Here is a 15388-nt window from a genome sequence, read left to right on the forward strand (position 1 = left end):
GAACAATAAGATGATGGAGCTGTCAGCCTACCGCGATATTTTCATAGAGGAGCTGAACGACCAACTGGAGCGGATCGACCAATCCTTGCTTGCCTTGGAGCATTCACCGACTTCAGAGCTGATTCAAACGATTTTCCGTGCTGCGCATACGATCAAGGGGTCATCCTCAACGATGGGCTTCCGGGAAATGAGCGATTTGACCCATGAAGTCGAGTATGCCCTGGAATGGGTAAGGGAGAAGAAGCCGGAGATTACTGCGTTGTTGATTGATACTCTGTTTCGGGCGCTGGATGCGATGAAGCTGCTGCGCAGCCAGTACATCAGTGGAGAAGCATTCTCCGACTGCCGTGCTGTTGTGTCAGAGATCAAGTCTTTGATCAACAATCCTGAGCGTCAGGAGCCGGTCCGGCTGCAGGCTCTGAGCGCGGCGGAGCTGCTCAAGGCCGAGGAGGCTGCCGCCGCTGGACAGCAGTTGCTCGCTGTAAGCATTATGCTGAAAGAAGATTGTCTGATGAAGGCGGCACGACATTATATCCTCCTGCAGCGGATCGAGGATCTATGCGGTACCATCATTGCCGTTACACTTTCGCCTGCCGCAGCTTCAGGTGCGGATGAGGATGAACGCTACGGCAGGTTTGCCGTTGTAACGGCCACAACCAAGGATCGGCAGCTCGTGCAGGAGCAGCTTCGTAGTGACTCTGATATCCAGAGTGTGGATGTGACACTGTACCAGCTTGGAGGCTCTGCGGGGAGTGCAAGGGAGGCTGCCGATTCCGAAGCGCCAAAAGCCCCTCAGACTGTTACTCAGTCCGAAGAGCGGGGGAAAGGCAGCCATCCAACGGTCCGGGTCAATGTGGAGCGTCTCGATCATCTGATGAATCTGGTTGGTGAGCTGCTGATTGAGCAGACATCCTTGGCGGATTTGAGTGCTGCCGGACTGCGTGACGATCCCGCCAAGGTTCTGCCGGGTATTGGCGGTGTGTCGGATCACATGGGCAGGCTGATCAAGGAGCTGCAGGAAGGTGTAATGAAGACACGCATGCTGCCGATTGATCAGCTGTTCAACCGTTTCCCGCGTCTGGTCAGAGATCTGGCCCAGAAGCTGGGCAAGGATATTGAACTGCTGATACAGGGCGGTGAGACCGAGCTTGACCGGATGATTATAGAGGAGCTAAGCGACCCGTTGATCCACCTGATCCGCAACAGCGCTGACCACGGGATCGAGAGCCCGGAAGTGCGGACAGATAGGGGCAAGCCGGCTAAGGGACGGATCACGCTTACCTCTTTTCACGAAGAGAACCATGTGGTCATCCGTCTGGAAGATGACGGGAAGGGCATTGACGCCAGCCAAATAAAGGCCTCTGCACTGGGCAAAGGCATTATTACGGAAGAACAGGCCGGATATTTAACAGCCCAGGAAGCAGTTAATCTGATCTTCGAGCCTGGCTTCTCGACTGCTTCCGAGGTAAGCGACGTGTCCGGGCGCGGGGTCGGAATGGATATCGTGCGAAGTCAGATTGGCCGGCTGAACGGGATCATAGATATCGAAACAGAGCCGGGTAAAGGCACTGCATTCACCATCCGCCTGCCGCTTACCCTGGCCATTATTAAGGGGCTGCTTGTGAGCGTCTCTGGCCGGGTACTGATTCTCCCGATGTATAATGTAGCCGAAATTGTGCGGATTGCTCCCGAAGAGATTCAGACTGTCCAGGGGGCAGGGGCCATTCTCAATCATGGCCGGATTGTGCCGCTCTCCTGGCTGGGGGATAAGCTGCACTACCCGCGCATGGAGCGAAGCTCCAAAACGATTCCTTTGGTGATTGTCAGATCCGTTGATAAGATCGCAGCTTTTGCTGTGGATGAAATCATTGGCAACCAGGAGGTTGTCATCAAATCCCTGGGCAATTATCTCGGGACAATGAACCACCTCTCCGGTGCCACCATTCTGGGCAATGGACGGGTTGCCCTTATTCTGGATGCTTCTTACCTGGTAAGTCATTAGCACCATCGCTGCGCAGTGGTATAGAAACAGCGGCGATTGTGAAAAATATGGTAAGAGGCATCAGGAAAGGGGTGGAATGATGGATATTACACTGGGATCAGATGAAGTGATCAGCAGGATTCGGCAGATTCAGGCGAGTGGCGGAACTGTGAATAAAAAGCAAGTCAAGCAGCAAGATCCGGAGCTGATGCGCAGTGCGCTGCATTATTTCCCCAGCTGGGAGCATGCCGTGAAGAACGCGAATCTTCTGTAAAAAGCTGCAGCACAAATAGCCGAGGGGACCCCAGAGATGGTGGTCCCCTCGGCTATTTCATTAAACTGACATATCCTGGTCTGGCTGCGATCCCTGCAAAATTCCAGTCTTGGGGTAAAGGAATTGCTGTTCAATTGCCTTTTGATTGAGCTGGAGCTCATTCATATAGACATTGATCTTCGACTGCAGATTTTTTAGAATTTCCAATTGCATTTCATCAATCCGGTCCTCATCACAAAAGGCCGAACAGGCGAGAAACCCGTCCGTATAGGACTTGGTTTCATCAACGATGGTGTTCAGCTTTTCTTTAAAAATTCTTTTCACCGGGCCGTTCTCTGGCTTAATCTCGTAATAACGGTTAGTCTCCAGAAGCAGCCGCCAGTGACTGACTTTAAATTCATATTCATCTTTTTCTATTTCTGCGGATACTTTCACAATGCGGATGTGACTGTTCGTGATGACTATGACCCTCCTGAATCCCTGCATGGCTGGGAATAATTTTCTATTACACGGATTAAGAGATTATAACATGCTTATCTCACTTTTGCCCACTGGTATATTAGGCGTGGTCCAACTATAGATTTCTATAGTGGGGTCTGGTCGTAACTGCGGGGAATGTTTGGACTTCCGGCCGCTGCCCGTCTGCAGATTTCTTCAATTGTACCGCTCCGTAAGTATCCAAACTTCCCCTCCGTCACTTCTGCCCTTTTTATATTTTCTTTAGTTCCGAATGTCCGATGGCAGCGGGGTTTCCGGGGATTGGAAAGTTTACGCTACTACCCAGGACGGACATCGCATAGATATTAGCGGAGAGGCAGGACAGCATTAAATAAATCCAGAAGCGGGCTGAGCACACCCGTTCTCTGGATTTTTTTGATAGTATAATGATAAGGAAAGTATTACAATTGATCCAATATTGACCTCACAGGTCGATTAACAAAAATCCGCTAAAAGGAGCTAAAGAATGAAAGAAAACACTGCAAAAGGGCATCCGGTAATATTTTCAATTATGCTGGGGGTAGTGCTGACCTTATTGGTCTCCGTGGCATCCGCCGCTGCATCCATTATGGAGCTTGACGATACGGGTGTAAGATTTGCCCAGGCTTGTGCATTTTTCGTCATGGCAGTGATTGTTATCATCTATATGACCAGAAAAGGCCGTTCACTGGCGGGCTTCGGATTCAAAACATTAAATGCGGCGAAGGCACAGCAGGCGTTGTATTACATCCCCTTGCTGATCATCGCGCTGCTCCAGCCGGCTATGAGCGGCATCAACTTTGACCTGTCCGGAATCGAGATTGCAAGTATTCTTCTGCTGACGGTTCTGGTCGGCTTCACCGAAGAAACGATTTTTAGAGGAATCATCCGGGAAAGGCTGCGTCTTAAGGGACCTGTGTTTTATATTGTTTTTTCGTCCGTATTTTTTGGTATTCTACATATGGCCAATGCGCTAAACGGAACCGAGTTCATACATATCTTACTGCAAGTGGTTAACGCTCTGCTGCTGGGCTGTATTCTGGCGCTCTTAATTGAAGCTGCAGACAACATCATTCCTTTGGTTGCGTTTCATTTTATCTATGACGCGCTGGCTATGGTCAGCAATGAAAATTTGGATCAGGAAATTCTGGTAGTATCGCTGCTGAATATCCTGTATCTCCTGTACGGAATTTACTTAATTGTTATCCTGTCGCGCCGGAAGCAAAGCCATAACCTATCTGCATAAGTCTGCGGATCTTCAAAGCCCGCTTGGACTGGCAAGCGCAGGAGCAATAAGCTCTCGGAATACTTCGGCCGGAGCGCTGCTCTTGCCCTGCTTGTCCTGTGTGAGGACAACGACGGCTGCAAGCTCCGGCAGAACATATACAAATTGGCCTCCGTAGCCGCGGGCATAGTAATATTGCATCGCCGCTCCACCCTTTGAGGCCAGCGGATAGGCATCTGTCCACCAATGCCAGCCGTACCCGCCGTGGAAGGGAGCTTCTACGAGAAGTGCAGCTTCCGTTGAACGGGCAACTTGCTCCCGCGAAATAACCGGTTTACCCTCCCAGACGCCTTGCTGCAAATAGAGCTGTCCGAATTTCAGCAGATCAGCGGGGCGCAGCCGGAGTCCGAAGCCGCCGGTATGAATCCCCTGAGGATCCTGCTCCCATTCATAATCCACGATTCCAAGCGGTCCGAATAGATAACGCCCGGCAAACTCCGCCGTTGTCATTCCCGAAGCCTGAACCAGAATGGCGGATAACAACTGCGAAATTCCAGAGTTATATTCCATTCGGATGCCGGGATCGTCGGCAAGCGGCTGCTCCAGTACATACTTAACCCAATTAGGGGATTTAGTCATCTTGGGGAAGGAGTTCAGCCCGCCGAACTCGTTCCATTTAAACCCGGCAGACATGGTGAGCAGATGTTCCAGCGTAATCTCCTGCTTGCGTACATCCTCGCCCGCCTGCAATTGCGGGAAAAACTGTGCTGCCGGAGAATCGGGCTGCGGCAGCAAGCCACGATCCATTGCGATGCAGATCAGCGCGGAGAGCACGCTTTTGGTGCAGGAGTTGATCTTGGCAATCTCCTTCGCCGTGCGCTCATCCCGATAATGCTCGAACATAAGCCGGCCCTCGCGGCTGATCAGGCAGCTTCTCAAATTCAGCGGTGGAATGACTTCAGATAGTGCAGACAAATTCATAGGTCCCGTCCTTTCACGATGAAGTAGCAGATCATAAGAATAACCCATTACCCCTAAGTTTATCCATACACAAGTAAAAGCTGCCCTGTTCTCAAGGGCAGCTCTTTATAATGAAATTATGGCCTCATTGTCAAAATAAAAGTAGATGATATGTACTGACGGTTTGTTTTTGCTTGTTTACCTCATAAATCCTGATACACAATGTTGATGAGTTCAATCTTCAGGGTTTGAATCGCTTCTTCCCGGGGAAGCATAATAAATTTGGATAGATATTCGATGTCTCCCGAGAAGAGGGTAATAATGTCCTCCATAGAGTCTTTGTCCCCGCTTTGCGCCTTTTTTACTGTTTCAACGAAGTGATGAGATATTCCTTTAGGATTTCTAAGCCCTTTCGTTTCCATTTGCTTACCCCCTGTTGAGTCATGTGCAATTCCTTTGCCACTTCTTGCTCAGGCATCCCGTCAATTACCGTTTTCTTGATTATGTACCTGCATTTTTCCCAAGGGAGCGTTTCCAGCAATTCGTCTACAAACAGCTCGGATATGACCATGCTCTCAAAGCTGTTGTCATAAACCTGATTGTCATACAGCGGGCCGCACTCTCTGATTTGCTGAATACGAGTCTTATACTGGATTCTCCATGCTGAGCGTTTCAATAACTTCCGACAGGTTTCTACTAGCTCGTCATCGCAGGTAATCATCACTATTCCCCCATGTTCATTGTTGATTCGCTTAGATTGATCTCCTCATATAACAAGTAGAATATTCCATAGATTCCACAACTAGCAAAAACATAAATTTACATGATTTCTAATTATCTTCTTAAAGTTGTAAAAATACTCTCTCAAATACCATTAATTATGAAGAAATGTACTGTCTTAATGTCGATTTTATACCTACTTGGAGGTGATGGCGGTGAAGGAGGTTTTTACACCTGAGATTTTGAACACAATTTTGACCTTGGTAGTGATTCCGCTGCTGGGTCTGGTAGCAAAGTCTATCATTATCTATACCAGACGGAAGATTACCGAGCTTGAGCAGAGGATGAAAAACGAGGCTGTGGACAAGCTGCTGAATTTGGCCGGGGATGCCATTGAATCAGCGGTGATCGCGGTGAATCAGACCTTTGTTGAGGCACTGAAGCAGCAAGGGACATTTGACCAGGCGGCGGTGGAGAAAGCTTTTATGCTGGCTAAGGAAAAGGCGCTAACGATCATTGGGGATGCCGCGAAAGAAGAGCTGAGGCTTGCTCTCGGCGATATGGAAGCTTGGCTGGAAACGAAAATCGAATATTATGTAAATCGCAACAAACAGTTGTAAAAAGCGGCTTTGAGTTCCCTTTGATTATTAAAGGAGGGGTATGCAGTCTTAATCATAGTTTCGTTCATCACTAAAAAAGTAAGGGGATGCATGATGAAACATTCAAAAAAAGGATTTAAGCGTGTGCAGCATGGAGGCAGGGGTATCATCGCCAAATGGCTTGGCTTGGCCCTGCTGATTCTGATGGTAGCTCCCGGCGCTGTTTTTGGTTCTGAAAAGAGCCTTATGGCAGACCTGCCGGGTGCGGAAGCAGGCAAAGCCTATGCGGCGGTGTATGGCACGGAGCCTCCTGCTGCGCCGGTAACGAATGTTGTGCCGGTAAAAGATTTAGTCAGCGATTCAGTCAGCGATTCCGTATATGATTCGGTGTATGGCATAGACCCGACACTGGGGGTTATCCTGCACCGGGGCTCTCTATCCATGAGCCTGTTCGCCATGAGCGATGTGGAGGGGACAATGAGCGCAGTCTCGCCGCCCCTGCAGCAGATCAAATTAGCACAGGCCTCGGGTGTTATCCCGGGCGGCCGGGGTTTTATGCTTCCGCAGGTCGTAGCCGTCAAGGACCTGGCGGGCAATCCGCTTGCAGGTGTTCCGGTTACCTTCACAGCCTCGGAAGACAGCACCATAACCGCGGTGATGAGAGGTCTTAACAGCAATGGAGTCACCGTCATGACAGATGCAAATGGTTACGCTTCTGCCGCTAACACCTACACCGGTTATGTGGGAGAAGGCTTCCAGGTCTATTCCAAGAGCACCGGGGTTATCAAAACCTTGGAGGTAAAAGCGACTGTTCCCGGCCTCCAGCCGGTAACCTTCCGCGTAGAGGTCGGAGCGGTAGGCTCTAACCTGATCGACACAACTCCGCCAACGATTACCGCAACTGCCTCACAGGATGGAGGGGGCAGTTACATTGCAGGAACATGGACCAACCGCTCCGTGACTGTACATTACACAGCGGTGGATACGTTATCTGCGATCAAATTCTTGACCGCCGATCAAGTATTTTCTACTGAAGGCGCGAATCAGATAGCTACAGGCAAGGCTATCGACAGCGCAGCTTCAAGTGACGAGGACAAGAACCATTACTCCATCGCCACCTTCGGTCCTATCAACATTGACAAAAGCCCGCCGGTGACGACAGTAACGGGGGCGAGTGAGGACTCCGGAAGCTGGAGCCATGATAAGGTCACCCTTCATTTTGCGGCAGCGGACCCGTTGTCCGGGGTAGATTCCGTCTACTACAAGATAGGAGATGCCGATCCTGTCAAAACCTCAGGCAACAGTGCGGAAATAGAGCTTAGCGCTGAGGGAACCGCTACAGTCAGTTATTGGGCTGTGGACAAAACCGGGAACATTGAACCAGCCAAAACCGCCACGATAAAAATTGACAAAAGCGGTCCGGTCATTTCCAGCATTCTAAGCCCCGAAGCGAACGCAAAGGGCTGGAACAGCGCGAATGTTACAGTCTCACTGACCGCCTCCGATGCTAATTCGGGCGTGAAAGAAATCCATTATATTCTGGGCGCAGCCGGGGAAGAGAAGATTGTCCCGGGGGCCACGGCGGCCTTTACCGTTCAGACAGAGGGCATTACTCCGCTATCGTTCTGGGCTGTGGACAAAGCGGGAAATGCCACTCCCGCACAGAAGACTGAGATCAAAATAGATAAAACAATTCCTGTGCTCACCTTGCCGGAAGATATCACTATCGAAGCTACGGCGATTCGCTCACCTGTCAATATTGGAAAAGCGTCCGTGCAGGATATTTCCATCCCGGATGTCACCGTGACGAATGATGCTCCGGCAGATTACCCTATCGGCACTACAACCGTTAAGTGGACAGCCGTTGACCCGGTAGGGAATACCTCCTCGCAGGTGCAGAAAATTACGGTAAAAGATACAACGAGACCTTTGCTTACCGTGCAGGGGGATATCGTAGTGGAAGCTACCGCTGTAAAAACACCGGTCGTAGTGACTGGCGCGGAAGGAATAGATATTTTCCCGGTCATTGTGGTGAACAATGCTCCGAAGGAATTTCCTGTTGGGACCACTGAGGTCACATGGACCGCTACGGATGCGAACGGGAACATGGCTAGAGCCATACAAAATGTAATTGTGGTTGATAGAACGAAGCCGGAGCTGACCATTCCTGCAAACATTACTAAGGAAGCTACAGGCAGAAAAACACCGGTTGCCATCGGAACGGCTACGGCGAAAGATATTTTTAAAGTGACTATCACGAATAATGCACCCGCAGATTATCCGGTGGGAACTACGAAGGTCACTTGGAAGGCTGTTGATGAGAACGGTAATGCCTCTTTTGACGATCAACTGATTACCATCACGGACACAACTAAACCTAATCTGACGATTCCGCAGGACATCACGGTAGAGGCCACCTCCAAGCGGATGAAGCTGGAAATCGGGCAGGCTATTGCTACCGATCTGTTCGATGTTCTGCTGACCAATAATGCACCGGCAGATTATCCGGTTGGTGTTACCAAGGTTACCTGGACCGCCACGGACGAGCATGGCAATGTCTCAAAGGCCGATCAGACCATCACCGTCACCGATAAGACTGCTCCTGTGCTGACCGTACCGAAGGATATTACAGCGGAAGCCACAGGAATCAAGACGCCGGTAGAGCTGGGAGAAGCAACGGCTACGGATATTTTCAAGGTTACGATTTCCAGTAATGCCCCGGACAGCTTTGCCATCGGTAAAACTGTAGTCACCTGGACAGCCACAGATGAGAATGGCAACAGCACCAAGGGAACGCAAAATATCACGATTGTGGATACGACAAAACCGCTGGTTACGCTGCCCGGCAACAAAACGGTAGAAGCAACCGGTGAACGCACCAAGGTGGAGCTTGGCAAGCCGATGATTACTGAGATTTTCCCGGTGACGGTTAAAAATGATGCTCCTGCAGATTTTCCGCTGGGCTTAACGCCAGTCACCTGGACGGTTACAGATGCGAACGGCAATGCAACGACAGGTACGCAGGAGATCAAAGTAGTGGATACTACCAAACCTGTTCTCACTGTACCTGCGGATATTACGGCCCAGGCAACGGCAATTCGATCTATTGTTGATCTTGGCGAGCCAACCGTAACAGATTTGTTCAAGACCACTGTGATTAATGACGCCCCGGATGATTTTCCGGTAGGCACCACAAAGGTAACGTGGATGGCTAAGGACACAAGCGGCAATGTGGCAATCGGCACACAGAATGTAACGGTTGTCGATACGACCGATCCTGTGCTACATGTGCCTGCGGATATCAAAATTGAAGCAACAGCTGTAAGATCGCCTGTAGTCATTGGACAAGCAACGGCGACAGATATTTTCCCGGTTAAGGTAACAAGCAATGCTCCGGCGGATTATCCGGTTGGAACAACCGAAGTTACCTGGACCGCTACGGATGCCAATGGCAGAGTATCTAAGGAGATTCAAAAAATTGTTGTAGTCGATACAACGCTTCCGGTTCTTAAGGTACCTGCGGATATCAGTGTAGAGGCTACAGCGGTAAATACACCTGTCAATATTGGCAAGGCGACGGCTACGGATCTGTTCCCGGTGAACATTACAAGCAATGCTCCGGCCAGCTTCCCGCTGGGCAAGACGATTGTGACCTGGAAAGCTACAGATGCGAACGGCAATGTCAGCAACGAAACACAGACGGTTACTGTAGTAGATACAACAGCGCCTGCTATTGCAGACACACCGGACCTTACGTTTGAAGCAACTGGCAGGGAAACAGCGGTAGAGCTGACACCTCCGGCAGCCACGGATATTTTCGGCGTAAGCGAAATTACGAGTAATGCTCCAACTAAATTCCCTATCGGGGTTACAGAGGTAACCTGGACAGCCAAGGACAAGAATGGAAACCTTGCCACCCGTAAGCAAAAAGTTACGGTAGCAGATACGACCAAGCCTGTACTGACCGTACCGAAGGATGTTCAAGTGGAAGCTACAGCGGTGAAGACTCCTGTAGAAATTGGACAGGCTGAAGCTACAGATCTATTCAAAGTGACCATTACCAGCAACGCACCGGAGGATTACCCGCTGGGCACAACTGAGGTTATCTGGACAGCGAAGGATGAGAACGGCAATGTATCCACAGGCGTGCAGAAGATTACGGTAGTGGATACGACCAAGCCGGTATTGACCGTGCCGAAGGATATCCAAGTGGAAGCCACGGCGGTGAAGACCCCTGTAGAGATTGGACAGGCTACAGCGGCGGATATTTTTAAAGTTGACATCACCAGCAATGCTCCGGAGTCTTATCCGTTAGGCACAACAGAAGTTGTCTGGACGGCGACAGATGCAAACGGCAATGTATCCACTGGAATACAAAAGATCACGGTAGTGGATACATCGAGGCCGGTGCTGATTGTGCCGAAGGATCTGACGGTGGAAGCGACCGCAGTGAAGACCCCTGTAGAGATTGGGATGGCTACAGCGACGGATATTTTCAAATACACTATTATGAACAATGCCCCTGAAAGCTATCCGCTCGGTACAACTGAAGTCCTCTGGACAGCGAAGGATGAGAACGGTAATGTGTCCACTGGTGTACAGAAGATTACGGTTGTGGATACAACGAAGCCGGTACTGACCGTGCCGAAGGATCTGACCGTAGAAGCAACAGCTGTGAAGACCCCTGTAGAAATTGGGAAGGCTACAGCGACGGATATTTTCAAGTACACTATTATGAACAATGCCCCTGAAAGCTATCCGCTGGGAAGAACTGAAGTCCTCTGGACGGCGACGGATGAGAACGGAAATATATCTACCGGCATACAAAAGATCACGGTTGTCGACACGACGAAGCCTGTTCTGACCGTGCCGAAGGATCTGACCGTAGAAGCGACAGCAGTGAAGACTCCGGTAGAGATTGGACAAGCGGAAGCAACGGATATTTTCAAAGTAACTATAACCAGCAACGCTCCAGAAGTCTATCCGCTGGGAACGACAGAGGTAACCTGGACGGCCAAGGATGAGAATGGCAATGTATCCACGGGAGTGCAGAAGGTGACAGTTACAGATACAACCAATCCTTTGCTGAAATTCAAAGGCTCGCTGCATATTACTCGTGAGGCTTCCGCTTTGGCAACGCCTGTTGAGCTGGAAGTGCCTGAGGTGCAGGAAATTTTCCCTTACACCTTAACAACCGATGCGCCAGGGTTCGGTGGCAAGGGACCAATCACTTCCGGGGAGACAATTACAGCTAAATTCCCGCTCGGAACAACAAAAGTGACCTGGACCGCCGAAGATGCCAACGGAAATGTAATGATTGGCATTGTGACAGTAACCATTACGGATACCGTCAAGCCTGTACTCAAGCTTCCGGCAGATATCACACTGGAAGCCACAGCAGTCAAAACTCCTGTTGAGATTGGTAAAGCAACAGCGACAGATATCTTTGACGTAACTGTAAAGAGCGACGCTCCGGCAGAGTTTGCGCTGGGAACAACGGAAGTCACCTGGACGGCTACGGATGCGAACGGCAATGTGACTATCGGCGTGCAGAAAATCACGGTGGTGGATACGACCAAGCCGGGACTGATCCTGCCAGCAGATAAAACTGTCGAAGCAACAGCACTCAAGACTCCGGTAGAAATCGGAGAGGCGAAGGGTACAGATATTTTCAAAGTAACCGTAACCAGCAACGCTCCAACAGAATTTGCACTGGGCACAACGGAAGTGATATGGACGGCTACGGACGAAAATGGCAATGTGACTACAGGCGTGCAAAAGATTACGGTCGTGGATACGACGAAGCCAGGACTGGAGCTTCCAGCGGATAAAACTGTCGAAGCAACAGCACTCAAGACTCCAGTGGATATCGGAGAAGCCAAAGGAACAGACATTTTCAAAGTCACAGTTACCAGCAACGCTCCAGCAGAGTTTGCACTGGGCACAACGGAAGTGAAATGGACAGCTACGGATGAAAACGGCAATGTGACCACCGGCGTGCAGAAGATCACGGTCGTGGATACGACGAAGCCAGGACTGGAGCTTCCAGCGGATAAAACCGTAGAAGCAACTGCATTGAAAACTCCAGTGGATATCGGGGAAGCCAAAGGCACAGACATTTTCAAAGTCACAGTTACCAGCAATGCTCCAGCAGAATTTGCGCTGGGCACAACGGAAGTGAAATGGACGGCTACGGATGAAAATGGCAATGTGACCACAGGCGTGCAGAAGATCACGGTCGTGGATACGACGAAGCCGACTCTGGAGCTTCCAGCGGACAAAACCGTCGAAGCAACTGCGCTGAAGACTCCGGTAGACGTCGGTCAGGCGAAAGGCACAGACATTTTTAAAGTAACCGTAACCAGCAATGCTCCGACAGAGTTTGCACTGGGAACAACTGAGGTAATATGGACAGCTACGGATGAAAATGGCAATGTGACTACGGGCGTGCAGAAGATTACGGTAGTGGATACGACAAAACCAGGACTGATCCTGCCAGCCGACAAAACGGTCGAAGCAACAGCACTTAAGACTCCAGTGGACGTCGGCCAGGCAAAAGGAACAGACATTTTCAAAGTCACTGTAACCAGCAATGCCCCAGCAGAGTTTGCACTAGGTACAACAGAAGTAAAATGGACGGCAACGGATGAGAACGGCAATGTGACCACAGGCGTGCAGAAGATTACGGTAGTGGATACGACGAAGCCAGTGCTTAAAGCCCCAGCAGATGTATCTGTAGCCGCGACCGGAACCCGCACCAATGTAACGTTGGGACAAGCCACAGCGAGCGATATTTTCGGCTATACGCTGAAGAACGATGCTCCTGCAGATGGATTCCCGGTTGGAAAAACAACTGTCACCTGGACCGCCACCGATGCGAACGGCAATGTATCGACGGCAGTACAGTATGTAACCGTATTTCAGACGTTTAAAGTCGAGTCGTTCAATGCCAACAGAGCGAGCGTTACGAATACGATTGCTCCAAGAATCTTATTCACGAATACGAGCAACAGCACTATCCAGCTCTCGAATATCAAGTTTAGATACTACTACACCATTGATGGTGAGAAACTGCAAGGCTTCTACGCCGATTACGCCCGGGTATGGGGCTCCAGCAGCACCATTCAGTCCTATATCACAGGAAGCTTCCAAAAGAGCACTAGCAAGACCGGTAGTAATTATTACCTGGAGATCAGCTTCTCCAGAAGTGCCGGAAGTCTGAAGCCGGGTGAAAAAGTAGAAATTCAATGCAGATTCTGGAAATCAGACTATTCTAACTACATCCAGACTAATGATTATTCCTTCAATGCATCGGCAACAGACTATACAGACACCAATAAAATTACGGTCTATTCCTCCGGAAATCTGATTGCAGGGATAGAACCGTAAGCACATAAAAGCAATGAAGCACTATTTCCAGGCTGCCGTCCGCTAATGGATGCGGCAGCCTGGAGCTTAATATGAGTGATCAACCAACCAGCTCCATTCCGGGGGTACTATATGCCAGATGACATGAATGAAATATTACAACGGTTGACCCGCGTAGAAACAAAGCTCGACATTATGAACTCAGCAAGAGATATTGCGCTTGAGGCGATGCAGAGCACCAAATCGGCACATCTGCGCATAGATGAGATGCGGGATGAGCTGGCCAGATTGAAGGTTCGGCAAGGGGAGAACCAGCGGTGGCTGGTAGGAACCATAATCAGCAGTGTGGGGTTATTTATTGCGGCTGCAGGGCTTTTGTTGAAAATAATGATTGGATAACCTTAATGAAAGAACACTATTTACTTAAGCCACCCTTGGGTGGCTTTTTGGTATTTAGTTTTTGAAAAAAAATCAATAAATAGATTTATTTGTGTTTCCGGCTGTAAAAAGCGCTATGGAATTTACATCTTCTATAGGACTGATTTTTACAGAGGGGGGACCCAGCTTGCAGACTCAGGCAACCGTGAGCAAGGAAAAAGAGAACACTTCCGGTCAACATAAACCATACAGCTATCCACAGACGTTCGTGAAGCCAGCGGCTGCGCGGCAGCCGGACCCGGTGGAAATTATCCGCCGTATCCGCAAGAACCCGGCTTCGTTGACGCGTGAGGATCAGATGGCACTCCAGCGGACCCTGGGCAACCGCGCCGTTGTTAAGTTGTTATCCGAACTGAAAAAGGGCAGCAAGAAAGAGGAGAAGACGGATAACGGGGCAGACGGGAAGCAGGAGGGGAAGAGACCGGGAGGTCTGGATAAGGCTGGCGAGAGTCAAGGGGCTCAGGCTGCACATCCGACTCAACCTGCACTACCTGAACCCGTGCAAGCCGAACAACCCGTACAACCTGCACAGGTAGAAGAGACGCCGGTGGTTAAGGTGGAGCAGCGGGCGAGTGAACAGCAGCCGAATCAGAAGGCGAAGCCAAGCGGGGGAGTAAAGGGTTTTCTAAAGAAGAATCTGCTGGAAAGCTCTGTAACCGGAAAAGCTTCACCTGGAAGTGAGGAAGGCACCAGGGATTCGGCTGCTGGTCAAAAAACGGGAGCCGCTTCAAGTGCGAAAGGCAGTGGAAAAGAATCGGCAGCAGAGCAGGCTGATTCGCAGCCAGCGGACGCTAAGGACGGCAAGGCTGGCGAGGATGCAAAGGGTAGCAAGGAAGCTAAGGGTGGAAAGGGCAGTAAAGGCAGCAAGGAAGCCGAGGATGGGGACGGCAAAGACAGTAAGGCTGGCAAAGGGGGCAAGGGCGCTAAGGACGCCTCGGAGAAGGCTGAGAAAGGTGAAAAAGCCGCGCCCAAGGAGCCGTCGCTGGGAGATGCCCTCGGCGCAATAGCCGGAGACGGTAAGGAAACCCCGGCCAAAGCCAAAAAGGTCAACATCCGTGGCGAAGATCCGGGGCAAATCCTGGGTCAGCTCACCCAGGTTCAGCCTACCGAGATGGGCGACGCGTATGCCCAGGCCGTGGAGGTTTCCGCAGGGGCTTTTGAGAAGCAGAAGCAAAAGACCAAGCAGGCGCTCCCGGTGATCCCTGCACCGACCGGACTGAAGGGGAAGGCAATACAAGCCCGGAAAAAACCGGTGCCGCTGAAGCACTCTGCTCCAGAGAGCTATAAGAGTGAGCGGTCCGGGGGAGCAGCAGCTCCGGGGAACCTCGAACGCATGAACATCGGCT

General features: G+C 50.5%; 9 protein-coding genes and 1 pseudogene. 7 read left to right on the forward strand and 3 right to left on the reverse strand.

The annotated features are described in order from the left end of the window. Window positions 1-10: 10 nt before the first annotated feature. Together AC0LWN_RS29880 and AC0LWN_RS29885 are read left to right on the forward strand one after the other, a co-directional pair. On the forward strand, window positions 11-2002 hold the full coding sequence (locus tag AC0LWN_RS29880; protein ID WP_474671808.1) for a chemotaxis protein CheW: 1992 nt from the start codon (window positions 11-13) through the stop codon (window positions 2000-2002). 76 nt (window positions 2003-2078) lie between these two features. Then, entirely contained in the window at window positions 2079-2255 is a 177-nt protein-coding gene (locus AC0LWN_RS29885) for a hypothetical protein (RefSeq protein WP_474671810.1), read from the forward strand. Window positions 2256-2315: 60 nt separating this feature from the next. Here AC0LWN_RS29885 and AC0LWN_RS29890 read toward each other — a convergent pair whose 3' ends face one another. Next, entirely contained in the window at window positions 2316-2741 is a 426-nt protein-coding gene (locus tag AC0LWN_RS29890) for a hypothetical protein (protein ID WP_474671812.1), read from the reverse strand. Between the two features lie 478 nt (window positions 2742-3219). Here AC0LWN_RS29890 and AC0LWN_RS29895 point away from each other — a divergent pair, with 478 nt between their 5' ends. Next, on the forward strand, window positions 3220-3978 hold the full coding sequence (locus tag AC0LWN_RS29895; protein WP_474671814.1) for a CPBP family glutamic-type intramembrane protease: 759 nt from the start codon (window positions 3220-3222) through the stop codon (window positions 3976-3978). A gap of 12 nt (window positions 3979-3990) precedes the next feature. On the opposite strand, the gene AC0LWN_RS29900 is transcribed toward AC0LWN_RS29895, so the two are convergent. Both AC0LWN_RS29900 and AC0LWN_RS29905 read right to left on the reverse strand, forming a co-directional pair. Further along, window positions 3991-4938, reverse strand: a complete 948-nt coding sequence (locus AC0LWN_RS29900; RefSeq protein WP_474671816.1) for a serine hydrolase domain-containing protein — start codon at window positions 4936-4938, stop codon at window positions 3991-3993. A gap of 182 nt (window positions 4939-5120) precedes the next feature. Then, complete coding sequence (locus tag AC0LWN_RS29905) at window positions 5121-5339, reverse strand: helix-turn-helix domain-containing protein (RefSeq protein ID WP_474671818.1); 219 nt, start codon at window positions 5337-5339, stop codon at window positions 5121-5123. A 513-nt stretch (window positions 5340-5852) separates the two neighbouring features. Between AC0LWN_RS29905 and AC0LWN_RS29910 the strand changes: the two genes are divergently transcribed. The 4 genes and pseudogenes from AC0LWN_RS29910 to AC0LWN_RS29925 all read left to right on the forward strand — a co-directional run. Continuing rightward, a complete protein-coding gene (locus AC0LWN_RS29910; protein WP_474671820.1) occupies window positions 5853-6257 on the forward strand; it encodes a hypothetical protein in 405 nt (134 codons plus the stop codon). A gap of 93 nt (window positions 6258-6350) precedes the next feature. Then, window positions 6351-13625, forward strand: coding sequence for an HYR domain-containing protein (locus AC0LWN_RS29915; RefSeq protein WP_474671822.1), 7275 nt, complete (start codon window positions 6351-6353; stop codon window positions 13623-13625). A 75-nt stretch (window positions 13626-13700) separates the two neighbouring features. Next, window positions 13701-14003: a hemolysin XhlA family protein gene (locus AC0LWN_RS29920; RefSeq protein ID WP_474671824.1), complete on the forward strand. Its 303-nt coding sequence runs from the start codon at window positions 13701-13703 to the stop codon at window positions 14001-14003. Between the two features lie 166 nt (window positions 14004-14169). Beyond that, window positions 14170-15388 (forward strand): annotated as a pseudogene (locus AC0LWN_RS29925) (HNH endonuclease); the annotation flags it as partial.

Source organism: Paenibacillus sp. sgz302115 (assembly GCF_056120445.1).

What these genes read in the sequence shown, in the direction of transcription:
- AC0LWN_RS29880 (WP_474671808.1), top strand. Translation starts at nt 11, where the DNA reads ATGATGGAGCTGTCAGCCTACCGCGATATTTTCATAGAGGAGCTGAAC.
- AC0LWN_RS29885 (WP_474671810.1), top strand. Translation starts at nt 2,079, where the DNA reads ATGATGGATATTACACTGGGATCAGATGAAGTGATCAGCAGGATTCGG.
- AC0LWN_RS29890 (WP_474671812.1), bottom strand. Translation starts at nt 2,741, where the DNA reads ATGCAGGGATTCAGGAGGGTCATAGTCATCACGAACAGTCACATCCGC.
- AC0LWN_RS29895 (WP_474671814.1), top strand. Translation starts at nt 3,220, where the DNA reads ATGAAAGAAAACACTGCAAAAGGGCATCCGGTAATATTTTCAATTATG.
- AC0LWN_RS29900 (WP_474671816.1), bottom strand. Translation starts at nt 4,938, where the DNA reads ATGAATTTGTCTGCACTATCTGAAGTCATTCCACCGCTGAATTTGAGA.
- AC0LWN_RS29905 (WP_474671818.1), bottom strand. Translation starts at nt 5,339, where the DNA reads ATGGAAACGAAAGGGCTTAGAAATCCTAAAGGAATATCTCATCACTTC.
- AC0LWN_RS29915 (WP_474671822.1), top strand. Translation starts at nt 6,351, where the DNA reads ATGAAACATTCAAAAAAAGGATTTAAGCGTGTGCAGCATGGAGGCAGG.